This is a genomic window from Brevibacterium marinum (assembly GCF_011927955.1).
Classification (GTDB): Bacteria; Actinomycetota; Actinomycetes; order Actinomycetales; family Brevibacteriaceae; genus Brevibacterium; species Brevibacterium marinum.
Genome location: NZ_JAATJN010000001.1, coordinates 3,838,410 through 3,851,599 on the forward strand (window position 1 = coordinate 3,838,410; position 13,190 = coordinate 3,851,599).

The window sequence follows — 13,190 nt, forward strand, 5'->3', positions numbered from 1 at the left end:
CGGTTTCGAGCTCGGGCGGTGCTGAGCCGGTGGCCCTGCGGAGCCGAACTGGCCCGGCGCTGAACCATACGGTCCAGGCGCTGCACCATAGGGCCCCGGTGCCGAGCCGTAGGGCCCCGGGCCTGGCGCGGAATCATATGGACCAGGTCCCCCGGATCCATAGGGGCCGGGTGTCGGCCCAGAACCATAGGGACCAGGTGCCGAACCGTAAGGACCGGGCCCACCCGAACCATAGGGACCTGGCTCACCGGAGCCGTAGGGACCAGGTGCCGAACCGTAGGGACCGGGCCTACCCGAGTCATAGGACCCAGGTACGTATCCCGGCCCTTGCCCGTACTGCGGTTGGCTGCCCGCGCCGGGGTTCTGCGGGGGCTGATCGTGCCACGGCTGTGGCCCCGATCCGGTGGGGTGCTGCGGCGAACTCATCGCTTACTCCAGTCGCTCTTGGGGACAGGGTCGTCAAACTTCACGTGCTTGTGTCTGTCTGGTTTCCATCCTGACAGACTCCGACTCCATCCTTGCAGAACCGAGCTCCTCTGTGCACTCCTTCTGCACTGCCTGTCAGATGCGGGCGAATCTGGAGATGCGAGCCATGGAGTCTCACCACGTCGCCCGGGAGTGACCTGAAGTACAGCCCGGACGTGACCCATGGGACACCCCGGACGTGTCCCGTAGCACAGTCGACCGGTGATTGATACCCCCGGACACCACCGCTCATCGGACGAACGACGGTGCCCCGAGTCGACACCTCGGGTATACAGTGCAACTAGAATTTTCGATCCATCAAAGAAGCCGGAGGGAAAAATGACCGACAGCACAGCAGAACACGTCGGAGTCTATGCTCCACCAGCGGAGTTCGTCGCTGGCGCCAACGTGAAGGCGGACGAATACGAACGTGCGGATGCCGATTACCTGAGCTTCTGGGCCGAGCAGTCCCGTGAACTCGTCGACTGGAACGAGGACTTCGGCGAGGTCCTCGACTGGTCCAACCCGCCGTTCGCGCAGTGGTTCGTCGGCGGCAAGCTCAATGTGGCCTACAACTGCCTCGACCGTCATGTGATCGCCGGCAACGGCGATCGTGTGGCCATCAACTTCGAAGGTGAGCCCGGTGACTCCCGCACCTTCACCTATGCTCAGCTGCTCGCCGAGGTGTCCAAGACCGCCAACACTCTCACCGACCTCGGGGTCAGGGCCGGGGACCGGGTGGCCATCTATCTGCCGATGATCCCCGAAACGATGATCTCGATGCTGGCCTGCGCCCGCCTCGGCGCAGCCCATTCTGTGGTCTTCGGCGGCTTCTCCTCCGATGCTCTGCGCTCACGCATCATCGACGCCGAAGCGCGCGTGGTCATCACCGCCGACGGCAGCTATCGCCGCACCAAGGCCACCAGCCTCAAACCAGCCGTCGACGCAGCCCTGTCCCACGGTGACACTTCTGTCGAGACCGTCCTCGTCGTCCGCCGCACCGGTCAGGACATCGACATGGTCGACGGCCGAGACCAGTGGTGGCACGACGCCGTCGAAACCGCGAGCCCAGAGCACGAATGCGAATTCTTCGATTCCGAGAATCCGCTCTTCATTCTCTACACCTCGGGAACCACGGGTAAGCCCAAGGGCATTCTCCACACCTCGGGCGGCTACCTCACTCAGGTCCTGTACTCGATGAAGGCCGTATTCGACATCAAACCCGAGTCGGACGTCTTCTGGTGCACCGCCGACGTCGGCTGGGTCACCGGCCACTCCTACGTCACCTACGGCCCCCTTGCCGCCGGTGTTTCGCAGATCGTCTATGAAGGCACCCCCGATACGCCGCACCAAGGACGGTGGTGGGAGATCGTCGAGAAGTACAAGGCGACGATCCTCTACGCCGCTCCGACGGCGATACGCACGTTCATGAAGTGGGGCGAGGAGATCCCCGAGAAATACGACCTGTCCAGCCTGCGCCTGCTCGGCAGCGTCGGTGAACCGATCAACCCAGAGGCCTGGCGCTGGTACCACCGCGTGATCGGTGGTGAGCGGTGCCCGATCGTCGACACCTGGTGGCAGACCGAGACCGGTGCGCACATGATCGCCCCACTGCCCGGGGCGATGTCGACGAAGCCCGGATCCTCCCAGCGCTCCATCCCCGGCATCTCCGTCGACGTCGTCGACGACGAGGGCAACAGCCCCGCGGGCCCCGAGGGCGGACTCCTGGTCATTCGACAGCCTTGGCCGTCCATGCTGCGCGGCATCTGGAAAGATCCCGAGCGCTTCAAGGAGACCTACTGGTCCCGATTCGAAGACACCTATTTCGCCGGAGACGGCGCCAGGCGCGATGAAGACGGCGACATCTGGTTCCTCGGCCGCGTCGATGACGTGATGAATGTGTCCGGGCACCGCCTGTCGACCACGGAGATCGAGTCCTCCCTGGTCGCTCACCCCTATGTCGCCGAGGCGGCTGTGGTCGGAGCGGCGGACGAGACCTCCGGTCAGGCCGTCGTCGGGTTCGTCATCGTCGTCGATGGTGTCGAGAACACCGCAGAGACCGCCGCAGAGCTGCGTCAGCACGTCGGCAAGGACATCGGTCCGATCGCCAAGCCGAAGCAGGTCCACATCGTGTCCGAACTGCCCAAGACCCGCTCGGGCAAGATCATGCGACGCCTACTCAAGGACGTCGCCGAGCACCGCGAGGTCGGGGACTCCTCGACCCTGGCGGACTCGTCGGTCATGGACCTGATCGAAGAATCCGTGGCGAAGTCCTGATCCGCACTGAGACGAACCCGCCGGTGAGACCGAATACTCGCAGAGAGCAATTGGGGATTCATCTGGCGGGTTTTTCTCGTTTTGCCGCCGGTTCTTCTTTGGTCACCGGGCGCGTTCAGACTACTCTTAAGAAAGATTGTCCACGTTTTTGTCGATAGGAGCACTCATGGCTGAGAGGTCGATCAGCGAACTGATCAAAGGCATCGGCGACGATTCCAAAGCGGTCGCCGAGGAGGAGATTGCGCTGGCCAAGGCTGAGGCCACAGCCGGTGCGAAGAACTTGGGCATCGGCTCGGCACTTGCCGTCGTAGCCCTGTTCTTCCTGTTCTTGTCGTCGTTCATGGTGATCTTCGCCGGGGCCGCCGCATTCCACGAAGGGCTGGGATGGCCATGGTGGGGCAGCTTCCTCATCATCTTCGGCATCCTTGCGGTGCTCGCCATCATTCTCGTCCTCATCGCCCTGCCGTTGTTCAAGAAGGGCAATCCGGTGCCGGGCACGGCGATCGGCTCGGCCAAGTCCCTGGTCGCTGCGGTCAAGCGCGCGGTGAAGAACCCCTCGGGACCTCGGTACTGAGAGAGCTCTTCTCAACCGCGAACAGCATAATAGCTCCAAGTATCGGTGGCGTCGGGCTGAGCCCGACGCCACCGATGCATTCACTTCGGGATCAGCCTCGGTTGGCTGCCCGCTCCTTGGCCTCGCGAAGGGTCTGCCGTTCTCGCTTGCGCGCCTCGGCCAGAACCTTCTGAGCCTGCCTCACCGCTTTCTGCGCCTCGCGATACTTCTTATCGGCGAGGACATCTGGATCCTCGTCGCCGATGTCACTCGGCTCTCGGACCGCGGAGGCATCCGGCTCATCACCGGCAGCGCCTTCAGCCTCAGCGGCTTCCGGACCATCCACACGGGCACCCTCACGCTCGAGTCCGACCCGCTCGATGTAGTCGGCCAACCCGTCCAGACCTCGATCGAGTCCGAAGGTGAACGGGTCGAACTCCGAGGTGAATACGCCGGCATCTATGGCCCGGCGAAGGAACGGATAGTCATCGTCCGTGATCACGGCGTCAAAGAGCTGAGACTCTCGCTCGGACACTTCGTCCTCGCTCAGACCGCTGGCTCGCCCGTGCTGCTGGTAGCCGGCAAGGATGGTCCCCTTCCAGCGGGCGGCCCCTGTCACCAGTAGGGATGCCGCGACTCGCTCATCCTGTGTCAACGACGTCGCGGACAGCGCTTCCAAACTGGCATCCAGCCATGCAGAGCTGTTCGGGGTGATCGGACTGCCCAGGATCGGCATCGCCAGCAGCCATGACTTGCCGCGATAGATTTTCGTCTGCGCCTCGTAGAGCTCTTCCAGCCGGACCCGCCATTCCGGGTTGTCCTTGCCGCGCTCAGGCGGCAGGCCCGTGGCCTCCTCCTGCATCAGCAGAAGCAGATCGTCTTTTGCACTGACGTACCGGTACAGCGACATGGGCGTGTATCCGAGTCGTTTGGCCACCGCAGACATCGAAACTGCCCCAAGTCCCTCCTGGTCGGCGATTTCGATCGCGGCATCGACGATCTTCTCAACGCTCATCTCACGCTTGGGTCCACGCTGCGGCGTCGCTGCCACGCCCCAGGCCAATGCGATCCCACGGGGAAGCTGCTCGATAGGTTCTCCAGAGTCCATTCCGCCAGCTTATATTGTGTACGCCATATATTGCGTGTTATTGTCATATACAGTATTGACCGTACGCAGTAATTTCGAGCAGATGGAAGGCAGATGAAATGAACTCCGCAGACACGGCATCGGCATCGACATCGGCGCTGAGGTTCCGGACACCCTCAGCATCGGCAACGGACGGTGCCCCGGCACCAGCCATCTCCTTCACCGCAGTGACGAAGTCGTTCCGGCAGAAGACCGTACTTCGGAACCTCGACCTCAGTGTCGACAGAGGCGAGGTGTTCGCGCTGCTCGGAGCGAATGGAGCCGGCAAAACCACGGCCATCAACATCCTCACCACATTGGCGCAGGCGGATTCCGGAACCGTGGAGATCATGGGCGTCGACGTTCACACCGATCCCGCCGAGGCGAAACGCCACTTCGCAGTCACCGGACAGTCCGCAGCGGTCGACACATACCTATCGGCCGCCGAGAACCTCGTGCTTCTCGGCAGACTCTCCGGCCTGCCCCGACGAGCCGCGAAGGCGCGAAGCGAAGAACTCGCCTCAACCTTGAGCCTGACGACCTTCATGAACAGCCGGGTGGGTGCGCTCTCCGGGGGAATGCGGCGCAGGTTGGATCTCGCCCTCAGTCTCGTCGTCCCGGTCAAGGTGCTCATCCTCGACGAGCCGACCACCGGTTTGGACACCCGCTCGCGCCGCGAACTGTGGGCTGAGATACAACGACTCTCGGCCGATGGCACCACCGTCTTCCTGACAACGCAGTACCTTGATGAAGCCGATGCTCTGGCCACCCGGATCGGTCTCCTCGACCGGGGCCGCCTCGCGGGCCTGGGGACGCCTGCCGAACTGAAAGCGCGAGTCGGCGAGGACACCGTCTCCGTTGCCGATGAACAAGGATCAACGCGGACAGAAACGGCCACGGACGGCACGGTACGAGGCATCGCAGACGTGCTCGTCCCCCTCCTCGACGACTCTCCCAATGCCACCGTCACACTTCGCAGCCCGAGCCTCGATGACGTCTTCCTCACGTTCACGTCATCCGAAGGCAAGTCGGTCAACTGACTTCGCTGTGGGCCCCACTGCGTGGGTCCCGCAGCGCATCGGACTCGCGCCTGCATTCGCCGGAATCAGCACAGAGATTGGACAACAATGCCTGACCACTCCCGAGCCATTGCCGATAGCCTAGCCTCAACCTCTTCTCCGGCAACGGCCTTCCAAGGGCACCAGCCCAGAGAACGCAGTCGAGCCCGCGGGTTCAGCGCCGAGGCCGCCCTCATCGGGCGGAGCCTGCGCCATGCGATCCGCGACGTCGAGTCGATGCTCATGGCCATCGCATTGCCGGTCCTCCTCATGCTCATGTTCACGTTCGTCTTCGGCGGTGCCCTCGACCCAGACGGAGGCTACGTCGACTATGTGGTCCCGGGAATAATTCTGACCTGCGCCGGTTTCGGCGCGGCCTCAACCGCGCTGTCCGTGGCGAACGACATGACCTCGGGATTCGTCGATCGGCTGCGCGCCATGCCGATGAGAGCATCGGCAGTAATCACGGGCCACGTGGTGGCGAGTCTGGTGAAGAACCTGTTCGCCACGGGCGTCGTCATCGCCGTCGCCGTTCTCATCGGCTTTCGTCCGACGGCCGATCTTGGCCAGTGGCTGCTGGCCATCGCCCTCATTGCTCTCTACATTCTGGTGATCACCTATCTCTTTGCCGCGATCGGCCTGGCATCGAAGTCTGCCGAGTCGGCCAACGGGTACGGCTTCATCCTGCTGTTCCTGCCATATGTGTCCAGCGCCTTCGTGCCGGTCGAGACCATGCCCGGATGGCTGACGGTCTTTGCCGACCACCAACCGATCACACCGATCATCGACGCATTGCGCAGCCTGCTCATCGGCACCGGGATGGGCACTTCCGGATTGCTCGCGGTCGGCTGGTGCACAGTGATTCTCGTGATCGCGATCGGCTGGGCTGCACGGATGTTCACTGCACGGGTCGGACGTCGGTGACCGAGCCGCCACCAGCGCGTTCACTCGGCCGGCGTCCTGGACAGGGTTCCCTTCGCCGGCGTCCTGGACAGGGTTCACTCGGTCGGCGTCGTGGACAGGAAGGCACGCAACTGCGTTCCGAACAGATATTCGGCAATACTCGTGCCGCCTGCGGAATGCGACTGGTCCGACTTGTGGGATCCCCGTCGTCGCTTCACCGTGTTCGCATCGCCTAGGTTGCTGTCGCCGCCACCGGCTTCGTGGGTGCCTGCGGCTACGCAGTTGTCTGCAGCATCGGCCTTGCGCGCTCGGGAGTCGATGGGCCTGGTCCGTGTTTCGTATCGGTGGCCGGTCGGGGTCCTCACGGTCAGCTTCTCCGGAGTCGCTTCGTGTCTCCAACCCGCGATCTCCTTGACGAAGTTGCACGAGGCGCACAGACCTGAAGCATTGCCCCATTCCGTCTGACCACCGGCGGCGACGGCTGTGGCATGATCAGCGTGTTTGATCTGCGCGTCACACCACGGCGAGCGGCAGACACCATCACGGATGACGATCATACGGCGCAGCAGTCCGGAGAATTCCCTGCGCTTCGAGTCCATTCGAACCAGCTGTCCGTCCTCGGGACGAGTAAATAGCCGGCGCAGGAACACCGGGGCCTCATTCTCGGACACGAACTCGCGGGCGGCACCGGCCGGCAGCGGGCCGAATCCAGGAAGCCACGCGGGAGCTTCTCCCTGCCCCACCAGGCTGTCATCGTTCATCACGAGGTGGATCTCAGTCGGCACGGCCTCGGCGGTCTCCTGCCCTGTGGTCCGTTCGACGAGCAGGTCCGCCATGACCTGGGACTGTGTGCGCTGCCCCGACTGCCCGGTCCCGACGAGGGCGGCCGCGGACTTCTTGAGGTTCGCGTAGACGGCTACGGCTCGGGGCATGGGCAGCAGTGCTGTCAGGTAAGCCATGTTGTCGGGGGCGGGGCGGACGGAAACCGCCCGTTCCTCGGTCCGCCTCTCGAGGTGTTCGACAGCGGACTTCTGGTCGGCTTGCTGGGCCAGGGCGCGGACCTCGTTGCCCAGGCGCCCGACTCCCACTTCGGCGAGGCGATCGGCCATTCGTTCATCGACCTGGCGGCGTTTGTCCCTGGGCAGCCAGTCGGTCTCCTTAGCGACGGCCCGGGCTTTCTCCTCTGAGATGTCACCGGCCTTCAGCGCCGAATAGGTATGGGGCAGGTCGATGAGCAGAGAACGAGAGAACTTGAGCAGTGTGCTGCCCCGGGCCCGGGAGACTTTGCGGGCAAGAGCGATCTCCGAGCCGATGCCCTTCCCCTGGTTCTTGCTCGACACCCCTTCCTCCGCCTCGCGATTGCGCCGACGCATGTCGAAGGTGAGTGTTTCCCGGGCCTGGGCAGCAGCTGCGGCAGATGTCAGCTCTTCGAGCGCGGTGATCCGATCGATGGCCTCGGCTTCCGTGCGCGCGGGAGGCAGATTCGACAGAGCGTCTTGCCACCGAGAGATCTCGGCGGACGCATCGGGAATCGTCTCTGCTTCCATACCAATAAGGCTAGTACTCGCCACTGACACGACGATTCTCTCGGTTGTCCGTCCTGGTCAGATGCCTCAGACATCGAACTTGCGACCTGTCGGCTCAGAAATCGATATCGATCGGAACCTCCCGGTCCCAGCGCTCGGACCAGCCGAGGTGGTCGAGAGCGAAGTCGAGGATGCCGGCGGTGAACCCCCACACTTTGAGCACTCCGACGTCGAAGGCCGGAGTGGTGATCTCGAGATCCGGCCGAGAGAAGGTGCCGCGGTTGGCCGGAGCCACAAGGTCGGCGGCAGAGATCCGGTAGACGGAATACGATTCCGACTGATCCATCACCCGCACCGCGCCGGGCTGGGCCCAGTAGCCGATGACAGGGGTCACCTGGAATCTGCTGACGGGAATGTAGAGCGGGTCCATCTGGCCGAGGACATCGACCGTCGACGGCACGATCCCGGCCTCTTCCTGAGCCTCACGCAGGGCTGCGGCGACCAGGGAATCGTCTTCGGGGTCTCGCCCACCGCCGGGGAACGCCACCTGACCGGGATGATTGCGCAGAGTGTCCGCTCGCTGCAGCAGCACGATGTCGACGTCATCGACGCCGAAGTCCGCCAGGCGCGATGCCTGAGCCCGACCCGCATCGGTGCGCGGCCGTCCTCCCCTGCCGAAGAGCATGAGCACGGCGGCATCACGCACCGTCGCATCATCCGGAGCCTTGGCGCGACGCAGCCACAGGGGAGATCCGTTCGAGGCCGCGAGGTTCTCGAGCTGCGTCCGCAGCGTCTGGTCGTGGGCAATGGATCCGGTCCCCATAGGTCGGTGCTCACACGCTTCGGCGCTCATGCCTGCGGTGCCATTTCGAATCGGAGCAGCGCCCGCGCCTTGTCGGGATCGAGCTCACCGGTTCCGAACGAGGGGCACAGCGTCATCAGCGGGCACACTCCACAGGCAGGTCTGCGGGAGTGGCATATGCGTCGTCCGTGGAAGATCACGCGGTGGGAGAGCAGAGTGAGTTCCTTCTTCGGGAACAGTGCTGCGATGTCGTGCTCGGCCTTGACCGCGTCGTCCTCATCGGTCCAGCCGAGCCTGCGCGCCAGTCGGCCCATGTGCGTGTCGACGGTCAGTCCCGGCGTGTCGAAGGCATTGCCGAGGACCACGTTGGCCGTCTTCCGCCCGACCCCGGCGAGCTTGACGAGCTTGTCCAGGGAGTTCGGGACCTCACCGTCGTAGAGCTCGACGAGTTCGTCGGCGAGCTTGACGATGTTCCGGGCCTTGGCCCGGTAGAAGCCCGTCGAGTGGATGAGCTCCTCGACTTCGATGAGGTTGGCCACCGCGAGAGAGTGTGCATCGGGAAAGACGGAAAACAGTCCCGGAGTCACCGCGTTGACCCTGATGTCGGTGGTCTGGGCGGACAGAACCGTCGCAATGAGCAGTTGGAACGGGGTCTCGAAGTCCAGTTCGCACTTCGCGTTCGGGTACACCTCGGCCAGGATGCGATTGATCTTCCGCGCTCGCCTGGTCCGACCCAATGGGGTCTCCTTGGCGAACTTCCGCGCGCTCTTCTCTGCCACTGTCAACACGACTCACCATCCTAATCCGTGCCCGGATATTCCGCAGTTGCGTCCCTCACATCGCCGAGGCGGCCCTGCACTTGGACGCGCGAAAGTGACCGAGCGTACGCAACCGTGGCCCACCTCGGCGGGGGTGGAGGAAACGGAAGCAAAACTCCCCGTTTCGCACTAATGCGGCAAACTTCCGCGCCTTTGCTGGTATCGGCACCGTTGACCAGGTAGATTTATCTGTGATTACCACGACAAGGAGGACACAGTGGACATTGAAGTTGTGCGGGGCGCCACGCTCTTCGCCGGGTTGGACGATGAAGCGACAAGCGCATTGATGAAGTTCATGAACCCGCGGAGTCTCCGTCGAGGAACCGTGCTTTTCCACGAAGGCGATGCCGGCGATGAGCTCTACATCGTCTCCAGCGGCAAGCTCAAGATCGGCCGCGAGTCCTCCGACGGCCGTGAGAACCTGCTCTCGGTCATCGGACCGGGCGAGATCATCGGAGAACTCAGCCTCTTCGACCCGGGCCCACGCTCCACCTCCGTCACCGCTGTGTCTCAGTCCGAGCTGCTCAGCCTCAAGCACGACGACCTCACCACGTGGCTCGATGAGCGACCGCGCGCCGCGATGAACCTGCTCAAGGCCCTGGCCCAGCGTCTGCGGCGAACCAACGAGACCGTCGGCGACCTCGTCTTCTCCGATGTGCCCGGACGTGTCGCCAAGGCTCTGCTGGACCTCGCCTCTCGCTTCTCGAAGCCGGCACCGGACGGCGTCCTCGTCGCTCACGACCTGACGCAGGAAGAGCTCGCGCAGCTCGTCGGTGCTTCCCGTGAGACCGTGAACAAGGCTTTGGCCGACTTCGCCGCCCGCGGCTTCATCCGCCTCGAGGCCCGTTCGGTCGTCATCCTCGACATGGAGCGCATGCGCAACCGCGCTCGCTGACCAGTTCTCGGCGGTTGCCGAAACCACTGACCTCGGATATCGCCCAGGCACGCATCGTGCCTGGGCGTTCGTGTGCCGTCCCGACGGCCCTCAGTCACTGGCCCTCAGCCGCTCCAGGTCGCCTCACCCCTGGTCGTCGGCTGCGAGGGCTCCCAGGTAGTTCAGCTGCGCGCGCACGATCTGCTCGGCGGCACCGCGGACGCTCGGGTCGACGTCGTGGTACACGATGTCACAGACTTCGGTGGCACTCACAGCCCCCTGCGCCAGGGCCGCTCTGACCTGCTCGATGCGTTCGAGTCTGTGGCTGCGGTAGTACTCGAGCACCTCGCGGGGAGACTCGATGCTCGGACCGTGTGCCGGCTCGATCGCCGAATAGGCGCCCTCATCCAACAGCCGCAGCAGACGATCGATCGAGGCGAGGTAGTCACGCAGCGATCCTTCGGGATGGGTCACGATGGTCGTCCCCTCCCCGAGGACCGTGTCGCCGCTGTAGAGCACGTGGTCGTGGATGAGGCTGATGCTGTCCATGGTGTGCCCCGGAGTCGCGACGACCTCCATGACATCGGCCGTGCCGGTGCCGAAGGGGATGCTGTCACCATCGCGCACAGGAGAACTCAGGCGGGAGAACTTCTCGAGGACCGCGTATACGGGCACTTCGGGCGCCCATTGCTCCACGCTGCCCAGCATCTCCGAGTGATCGGCATGCTGATGGGTGAGGATGATGGCCGCCAGGCTCCGGTCGCCGACCGCAGCCAGGAAGTTCTCTCGGTGCTCGGCCATCTCGGGGCCCGGGTCGATGAGGACCGCCGAGGTGTCGTCCGCCGAGGCGATGACGTAGGTATTGGTCCCCGTCAATGTCATCGGCGATGGATTGTTCGCGCGGATCCTCATGGTTCGTCCCTCTCCTCTTCGCCTGCTTCGGCGTCATGGTCGTCGTCGCTCAGGGTCAGGAACCCCGGGCTCTGGTCGTTCTCGTCGTCGCCGACGGCCACCGCGTGGTCCCGCAGGGTGCCTTTGCGGTGGAGATCGCGTCCCGGGTGGATCACGATCTGCCACTGTCCGTCGTGGTCCGTGATCTCGGGCCGCAGCGGATGCAGGTCGCGGATCTGGGCCATGGCCGCTCCGACGCTGGGCACGTCGAGCAGGCTCTCGGCGATGAGTCGTGTGCTCACACTGATTCTGTCGGGGTCCCCGCCGGCGTCGGCGAGGATCTCCGCGGGTCGCTTCCAGTCCCCGGAGGTCTCGTTGGGCGATATAAAATCGACGTCCTGGCCGAAGGGAACCGTGGCCACGAAGTAGGTCGTGTCGAAGCGGTGGAGCTGGGTGGCCGTGTTGATCCAGCGCAGCCACGGTTTGCACAGGTCCGGGCGCAGTCTGAGATCACGTTCGCGCAGGATCTGCGACCAGGAGATCTCGCTGGAGAACAGCCGTGACCGTGTGCCGCGCCAGTCCCTCTGCGGTGCAGCCACAATGTCCCGGTCGACGTCCTCCGCCAGCAGGACGCCTGTGGCAGCGAACGAGATGCGTGCCGCGGCCGAGAAGTGGTGCAGCGCCCGTGACTTGTTATCAATGCTCAGGGTCCGCGCGCAACGGCCCGAGTTCCACCCGGCCAGCGGCAGGTTCCGCAGGTCACCCGGACGCAGATTGCTGACCGGGAAGGCCAGACGGTTGCGGTCCTCGACTCCCCTGGCATCAAGCTGCCGGGTGATGAAGGTCTCCAAGCCCTGCAGCGAGTCCCTGATCAGCACGATCGCCGAGGCGGGGCGTGGGGCTTCGGGCACCGGAAACCGCCCGTCGGACTGCCATTGGTCCAGGAGCCAACGCAGCTCCGACGAGACGGGCAGAGTGCGTCCGCTATGCGGCAACTTCTGAGACCTCGACGATGACTTCGACCTCGACGGGGGTGCCGAGGGGAAGGGTGTTCACACCCACGGCGCTGCGTGTGTGCTGACCGCGATCACCGAAGATCTCGCCGTAGAGCTCCGAGACGCCGTTGATGACGGCAGGCTGCTGCGTGAAGTCATCGGCCGAGTTCACGAAGCCGGTGACTTTGACGACACGCACGATCGTGTCGAGGTCGTCGATGACGCCGGCAATCGCGGCCAGAGCGTTGAGCCCGGCCGTCCGTGCCAGGTCGTAGCCGGTCTCGAGGTCGACGTCGGTGCCGATGTGGCCGGTCGCCGGCAGTTTGCCGTCGACGACGGGCAGCTGGCCCGAGGTGCAGACATAGTTGCCGGTCCGCAGCGCCGGAACGTAGACGCCGGCGGGAGTGGCGACGGCGGGCAGGCTGAGACCGAGTTCAGCAATGCGGTCAAGAGTCTTCGACATGGTTGGTCCTTCGACGGATGTGTTTCAGATCAGGTCTGTGCTTCGGGCTGCGCTGTTCAGGGCTGCGCTGTCCAGGTGTGTGGTGGTTCAGTCCTTGGGTCGCTTGAGGTAGGCCACGAGTCCGTTGTTGTCGGGGCCGGGAACAACCTGGACGAGTTCGTAGCCGTCTTCGCCCCACTGGTCGAGGATCTGTTTCGTCGCATGGACGATGAGCGGCACGGTGACGTATTCCCACTTGGTCATGATTCTCCTTGAGTCTCTGTGTGCCCGAGTCCCGCCCCGTGGTGGGCTCGAGCTTCTGCCTGGGCCGAAGGCCGATCGATGTGCAGCACAGCGACCGGCGATCATTGCCGTTTCCAACACTAGCCGAGAACCCGGCAGCAGATCACCGACCCGGTCCCCCTGTGTGGATCGCGCACAGATGACAGCGGGGCGAGAC

The 13,190-nt window shown here is 64.2% G+C and carries 13 protein-coding genes; 5 read left to right on the forward strand and 8 right to left on the reverse strand.

Features of this window, described 5'->3' with window-relative positions:
• Positions 1–804: 804 nt before the first annotated feature.
• Both acs and BKA07_RS17240 read left to right on the forward strand, forming a co-directional pair.
• A complete protein-coding gene (gene acs / locus BKA07_RS17235; protein WP_167952163.1) occupies positions 805–2,742 on the forward strand; it encodes an acetate--CoA ligase in 1,938 nt (645 codons plus the stop codon).
• A 166-nt stretch (positions 2,743–2,908) separates the two neighbouring features.
• Positions 2,909–3,316 carry a phage holin family protein gene (locus BKA07_RS17240; RefSeq protein WP_167952165.1) on the forward strand — a complete coding sequence of 136 codons (408 nt, stop codon included), beginning with the start codon at positions 2,909–2,911 and terminating at the stop codon, positions 3,314–3,316.
• 91 nt (positions 3,317–3,407) lie between these two features.
• Here the strand turns inward: BKA07_RS17240 and BKA07_RS17245 are convergent, their stop codons facing one another.
• Positions 3,408–4,403 carry a TetR/AcrR family transcriptional regulator gene (locus BKA07_RS17245; protein ID WP_167952167.1) on the reverse strand — a complete coding sequence of 332 codons (996 nt, stop codon included), beginning with the start codon at positions 4,401–4,403 and terminating at the stop codon, positions 3,408–3,410.
• A gap of 98 nt (positions 4,404–4,501) precedes the next feature.
• Here BKA07_RS17245 and BKA07_RS17250 point away from each other — a divergent pair, with 98 nt between their 5' ends.
• Positions 4,502–5,461: an ABC transporter ATP-binding protein gene (locus tag BKA07_RS17250; protein ID WP_167952169.1), complete on the forward strand. Its 960-nt coding sequence runs from the start codon at positions 4,502–4,504 to the stop codon at positions 5,459–5,461.
• 87 nt (positions 5,462–5,548) lie between these two features.
• Positions 5,549–6,403, forward strand: coding sequence for an ABC transporter permease (locus tag BKA07_RS17255; RefSeq protein WP_167952171.1), 855 nt, complete (start codon positions 5,549–5,551; stop codon positions 6,401–6,403).
• A 74-nt stretch (positions 6,404–6,477) separates the two neighbouring features.
• Here BKA07_RS17255 and BKA07_RS17260 read toward each other — a convergent pair whose 3' ends face one another.
• From BKA07_RS17260 to nth, 3 genes are all read right to left on the reverse strand, one after another.
• The gene (locus BKA07_RS17260; RefSeq protein ID WP_167952173.1) at positions 6,478–7,929 is read right to left on the reverse strand and encodes an HNH endonuclease; all 1,452 of its coding nucleotides are present in this window, start codon (positions 7,927–7,929) and stop codon (positions 6,478–6,480) included.
• 94 nt (positions 7,930–8,023) lie between these two features.
• On the reverse strand, positions 8,024–8,731 hold the full coding sequence (locus BKA07_RS17265) for an NUDIX hydrolase (protein WP_245161998.1): 708 nt from the start codon (positions 8,729–8,731) through the stop codon (positions 8,024–8,026).
• A gap of 26 nt (positions 8,732–8,757) precedes the next feature.
• Positions 8,758–9,498: an endonuclease III gene (nth, locus tag BKA07_RS17270; RefSeq protein WP_167952177.1), complete on the reverse strand. Its 741-nt coding sequence runs from the start codon at positions 9,496–9,498 to the stop codon at positions 8,758–8,760.
• 247 nt (positions 9,499–9,745) lie between these two features.
• Between nth and BKA07_RS17275 the strand changes: the two genes are divergently transcribed.
• Positions 9,746–10,423 carry a cyclic nucleotide-binding domain-containing protein gene (locus BKA07_RS17275; RefSeq protein WP_167952179.1) on the forward strand — a complete coding sequence of 226 codons (678 nt, stop codon included), beginning with the start codon at positions 9,746–9,748 and terminating at the stop codon, positions 10,421–10,423.
• Positions 10,424–10,546: 123 nt separating this feature from the next.
• On the opposite strand, the gene BKA07_RS17280 is transcribed toward BKA07_RS17275, so the two are convergent.
• The 4 genes from BKA07_RS17280 to sp36 all read right to left on the reverse strand — a co-directional run bounded on the left by BKA07_RS17280 (position 10,547) and on the right by sp36 (position 12,994).
• Positions 10,547–11,314 carry an MBL fold metallo-hydrolase gene (locus BKA07_RS17280; protein WP_167952181.1) on the reverse strand — a complete coding sequence of 256 codons (768 nt, stop codon included), beginning with the start codon at positions 11,312–11,314 and terminating at the stop codon, positions 10,547–10,549.
• Positions 11,311–12,288 carry an NUDIX hydrolase gene (locus BKA07_RS17285; protein ID WP_167952183.1) on the reverse strand — a complete coding sequence of 326 codons (978 nt, stop codon included), beginning with the start codon at positions 12,286–12,288 and terminating at the stop codon, positions 11,311–11,313. The genes BKA07_RS17280 and BKA07_RS17285 overlap by 4 nt, the downstream gene beginning before the upstream one ends.
• Entirely contained in the window at positions 12,278–12,751 is a 474-nt protein-coding gene (locus tag BKA07_RS17290) for a RidA family protein (protein WP_167952184.1), read from the reverse strand. Before BKA07_RS17290 ends, BKA07_RS17285 begins: the two co-directional genes overlap by 11 nt.
• Positions 12,752–12,838: 87 nt before the next feature.
• A complete protein-coding gene (gene sp36, locus BKA07_RS17295; RefSeq protein ID WP_092103369.1) occupies positions 12,839–12,994 on the reverse strand; it encodes a Sp36 family protein in 156 nt (51 codons plus the stop codon).
• Positions 12,995–13,190 lie beyond the last annotated feature (196 nt).

Coding starts and splice junctions, on each gene's coding strand:
- acs (WP_167952163.1), top strand. CDS start 805: ATGACCGACAGCACAGCAGAACACGTCGGAGTCTATGCTCCACCAGCG.
- BKA07_RS17240 (WP_167952165.1), top strand. CDS start 2,909: ATGGCTGAGAGGTCGATCAGCGAACTGATCAAAGGCATCGGCGACGAT.
- BKA07_RS17245 (WP_167952167.1), bottom strand. CDS start 4,403: ATGGACTCTGGAGAACCTATCGAGCAGCTTCCCCGTGGGATCGCATTG.
- BKA07_RS17250 (WP_167952169.1), top strand. CDS start 4,502: ATGAACTCCGCAGACACGGCATCGGCATCGACATCGGCGCTGAGGTTC.
- BKA07_RS17255 (WP_167952171.1), top strand. CDS start 5,549: ATGCCTGACCACTCCCGAGCCATTGCCGATAGCCTAGCCTCAACCTCT.
- BKA07_RS17260 (WP_167952173.1), bottom strand. CDS start 7,929: ATGGAAGCAGAGACGATTCCCGATGCGTCCGCCGAGATCTCTCGGTGG.
- BKA07_RS17265 (WP_245161998.1), bottom strand. CDS start 8,731: ATGGGGACCGGATCCATTGCCCACGACCAGACGCTGCGGACGCAGCTC.
- BKA07_RS17280 (WP_167952181.1), bottom strand. CDS start 11,314: ATGAGGATCCGCGCGAACAATCCATCGCCGATGACATTGACGGGGACC.
- BKA07_RS17290 (WP_167952184.1), bottom strand. CDS start 12,751: ATGTCGAAGACTCTTGACCGCATTGCTGAACTCGGTCTCAGCCTGCCC.
- sp36 (WP_092103369.1), bottom strand. CDS start 12,994: ATGACCAAGTGGGAATACGTCACCGTGCCGCTCATCGTCCATGCGACG.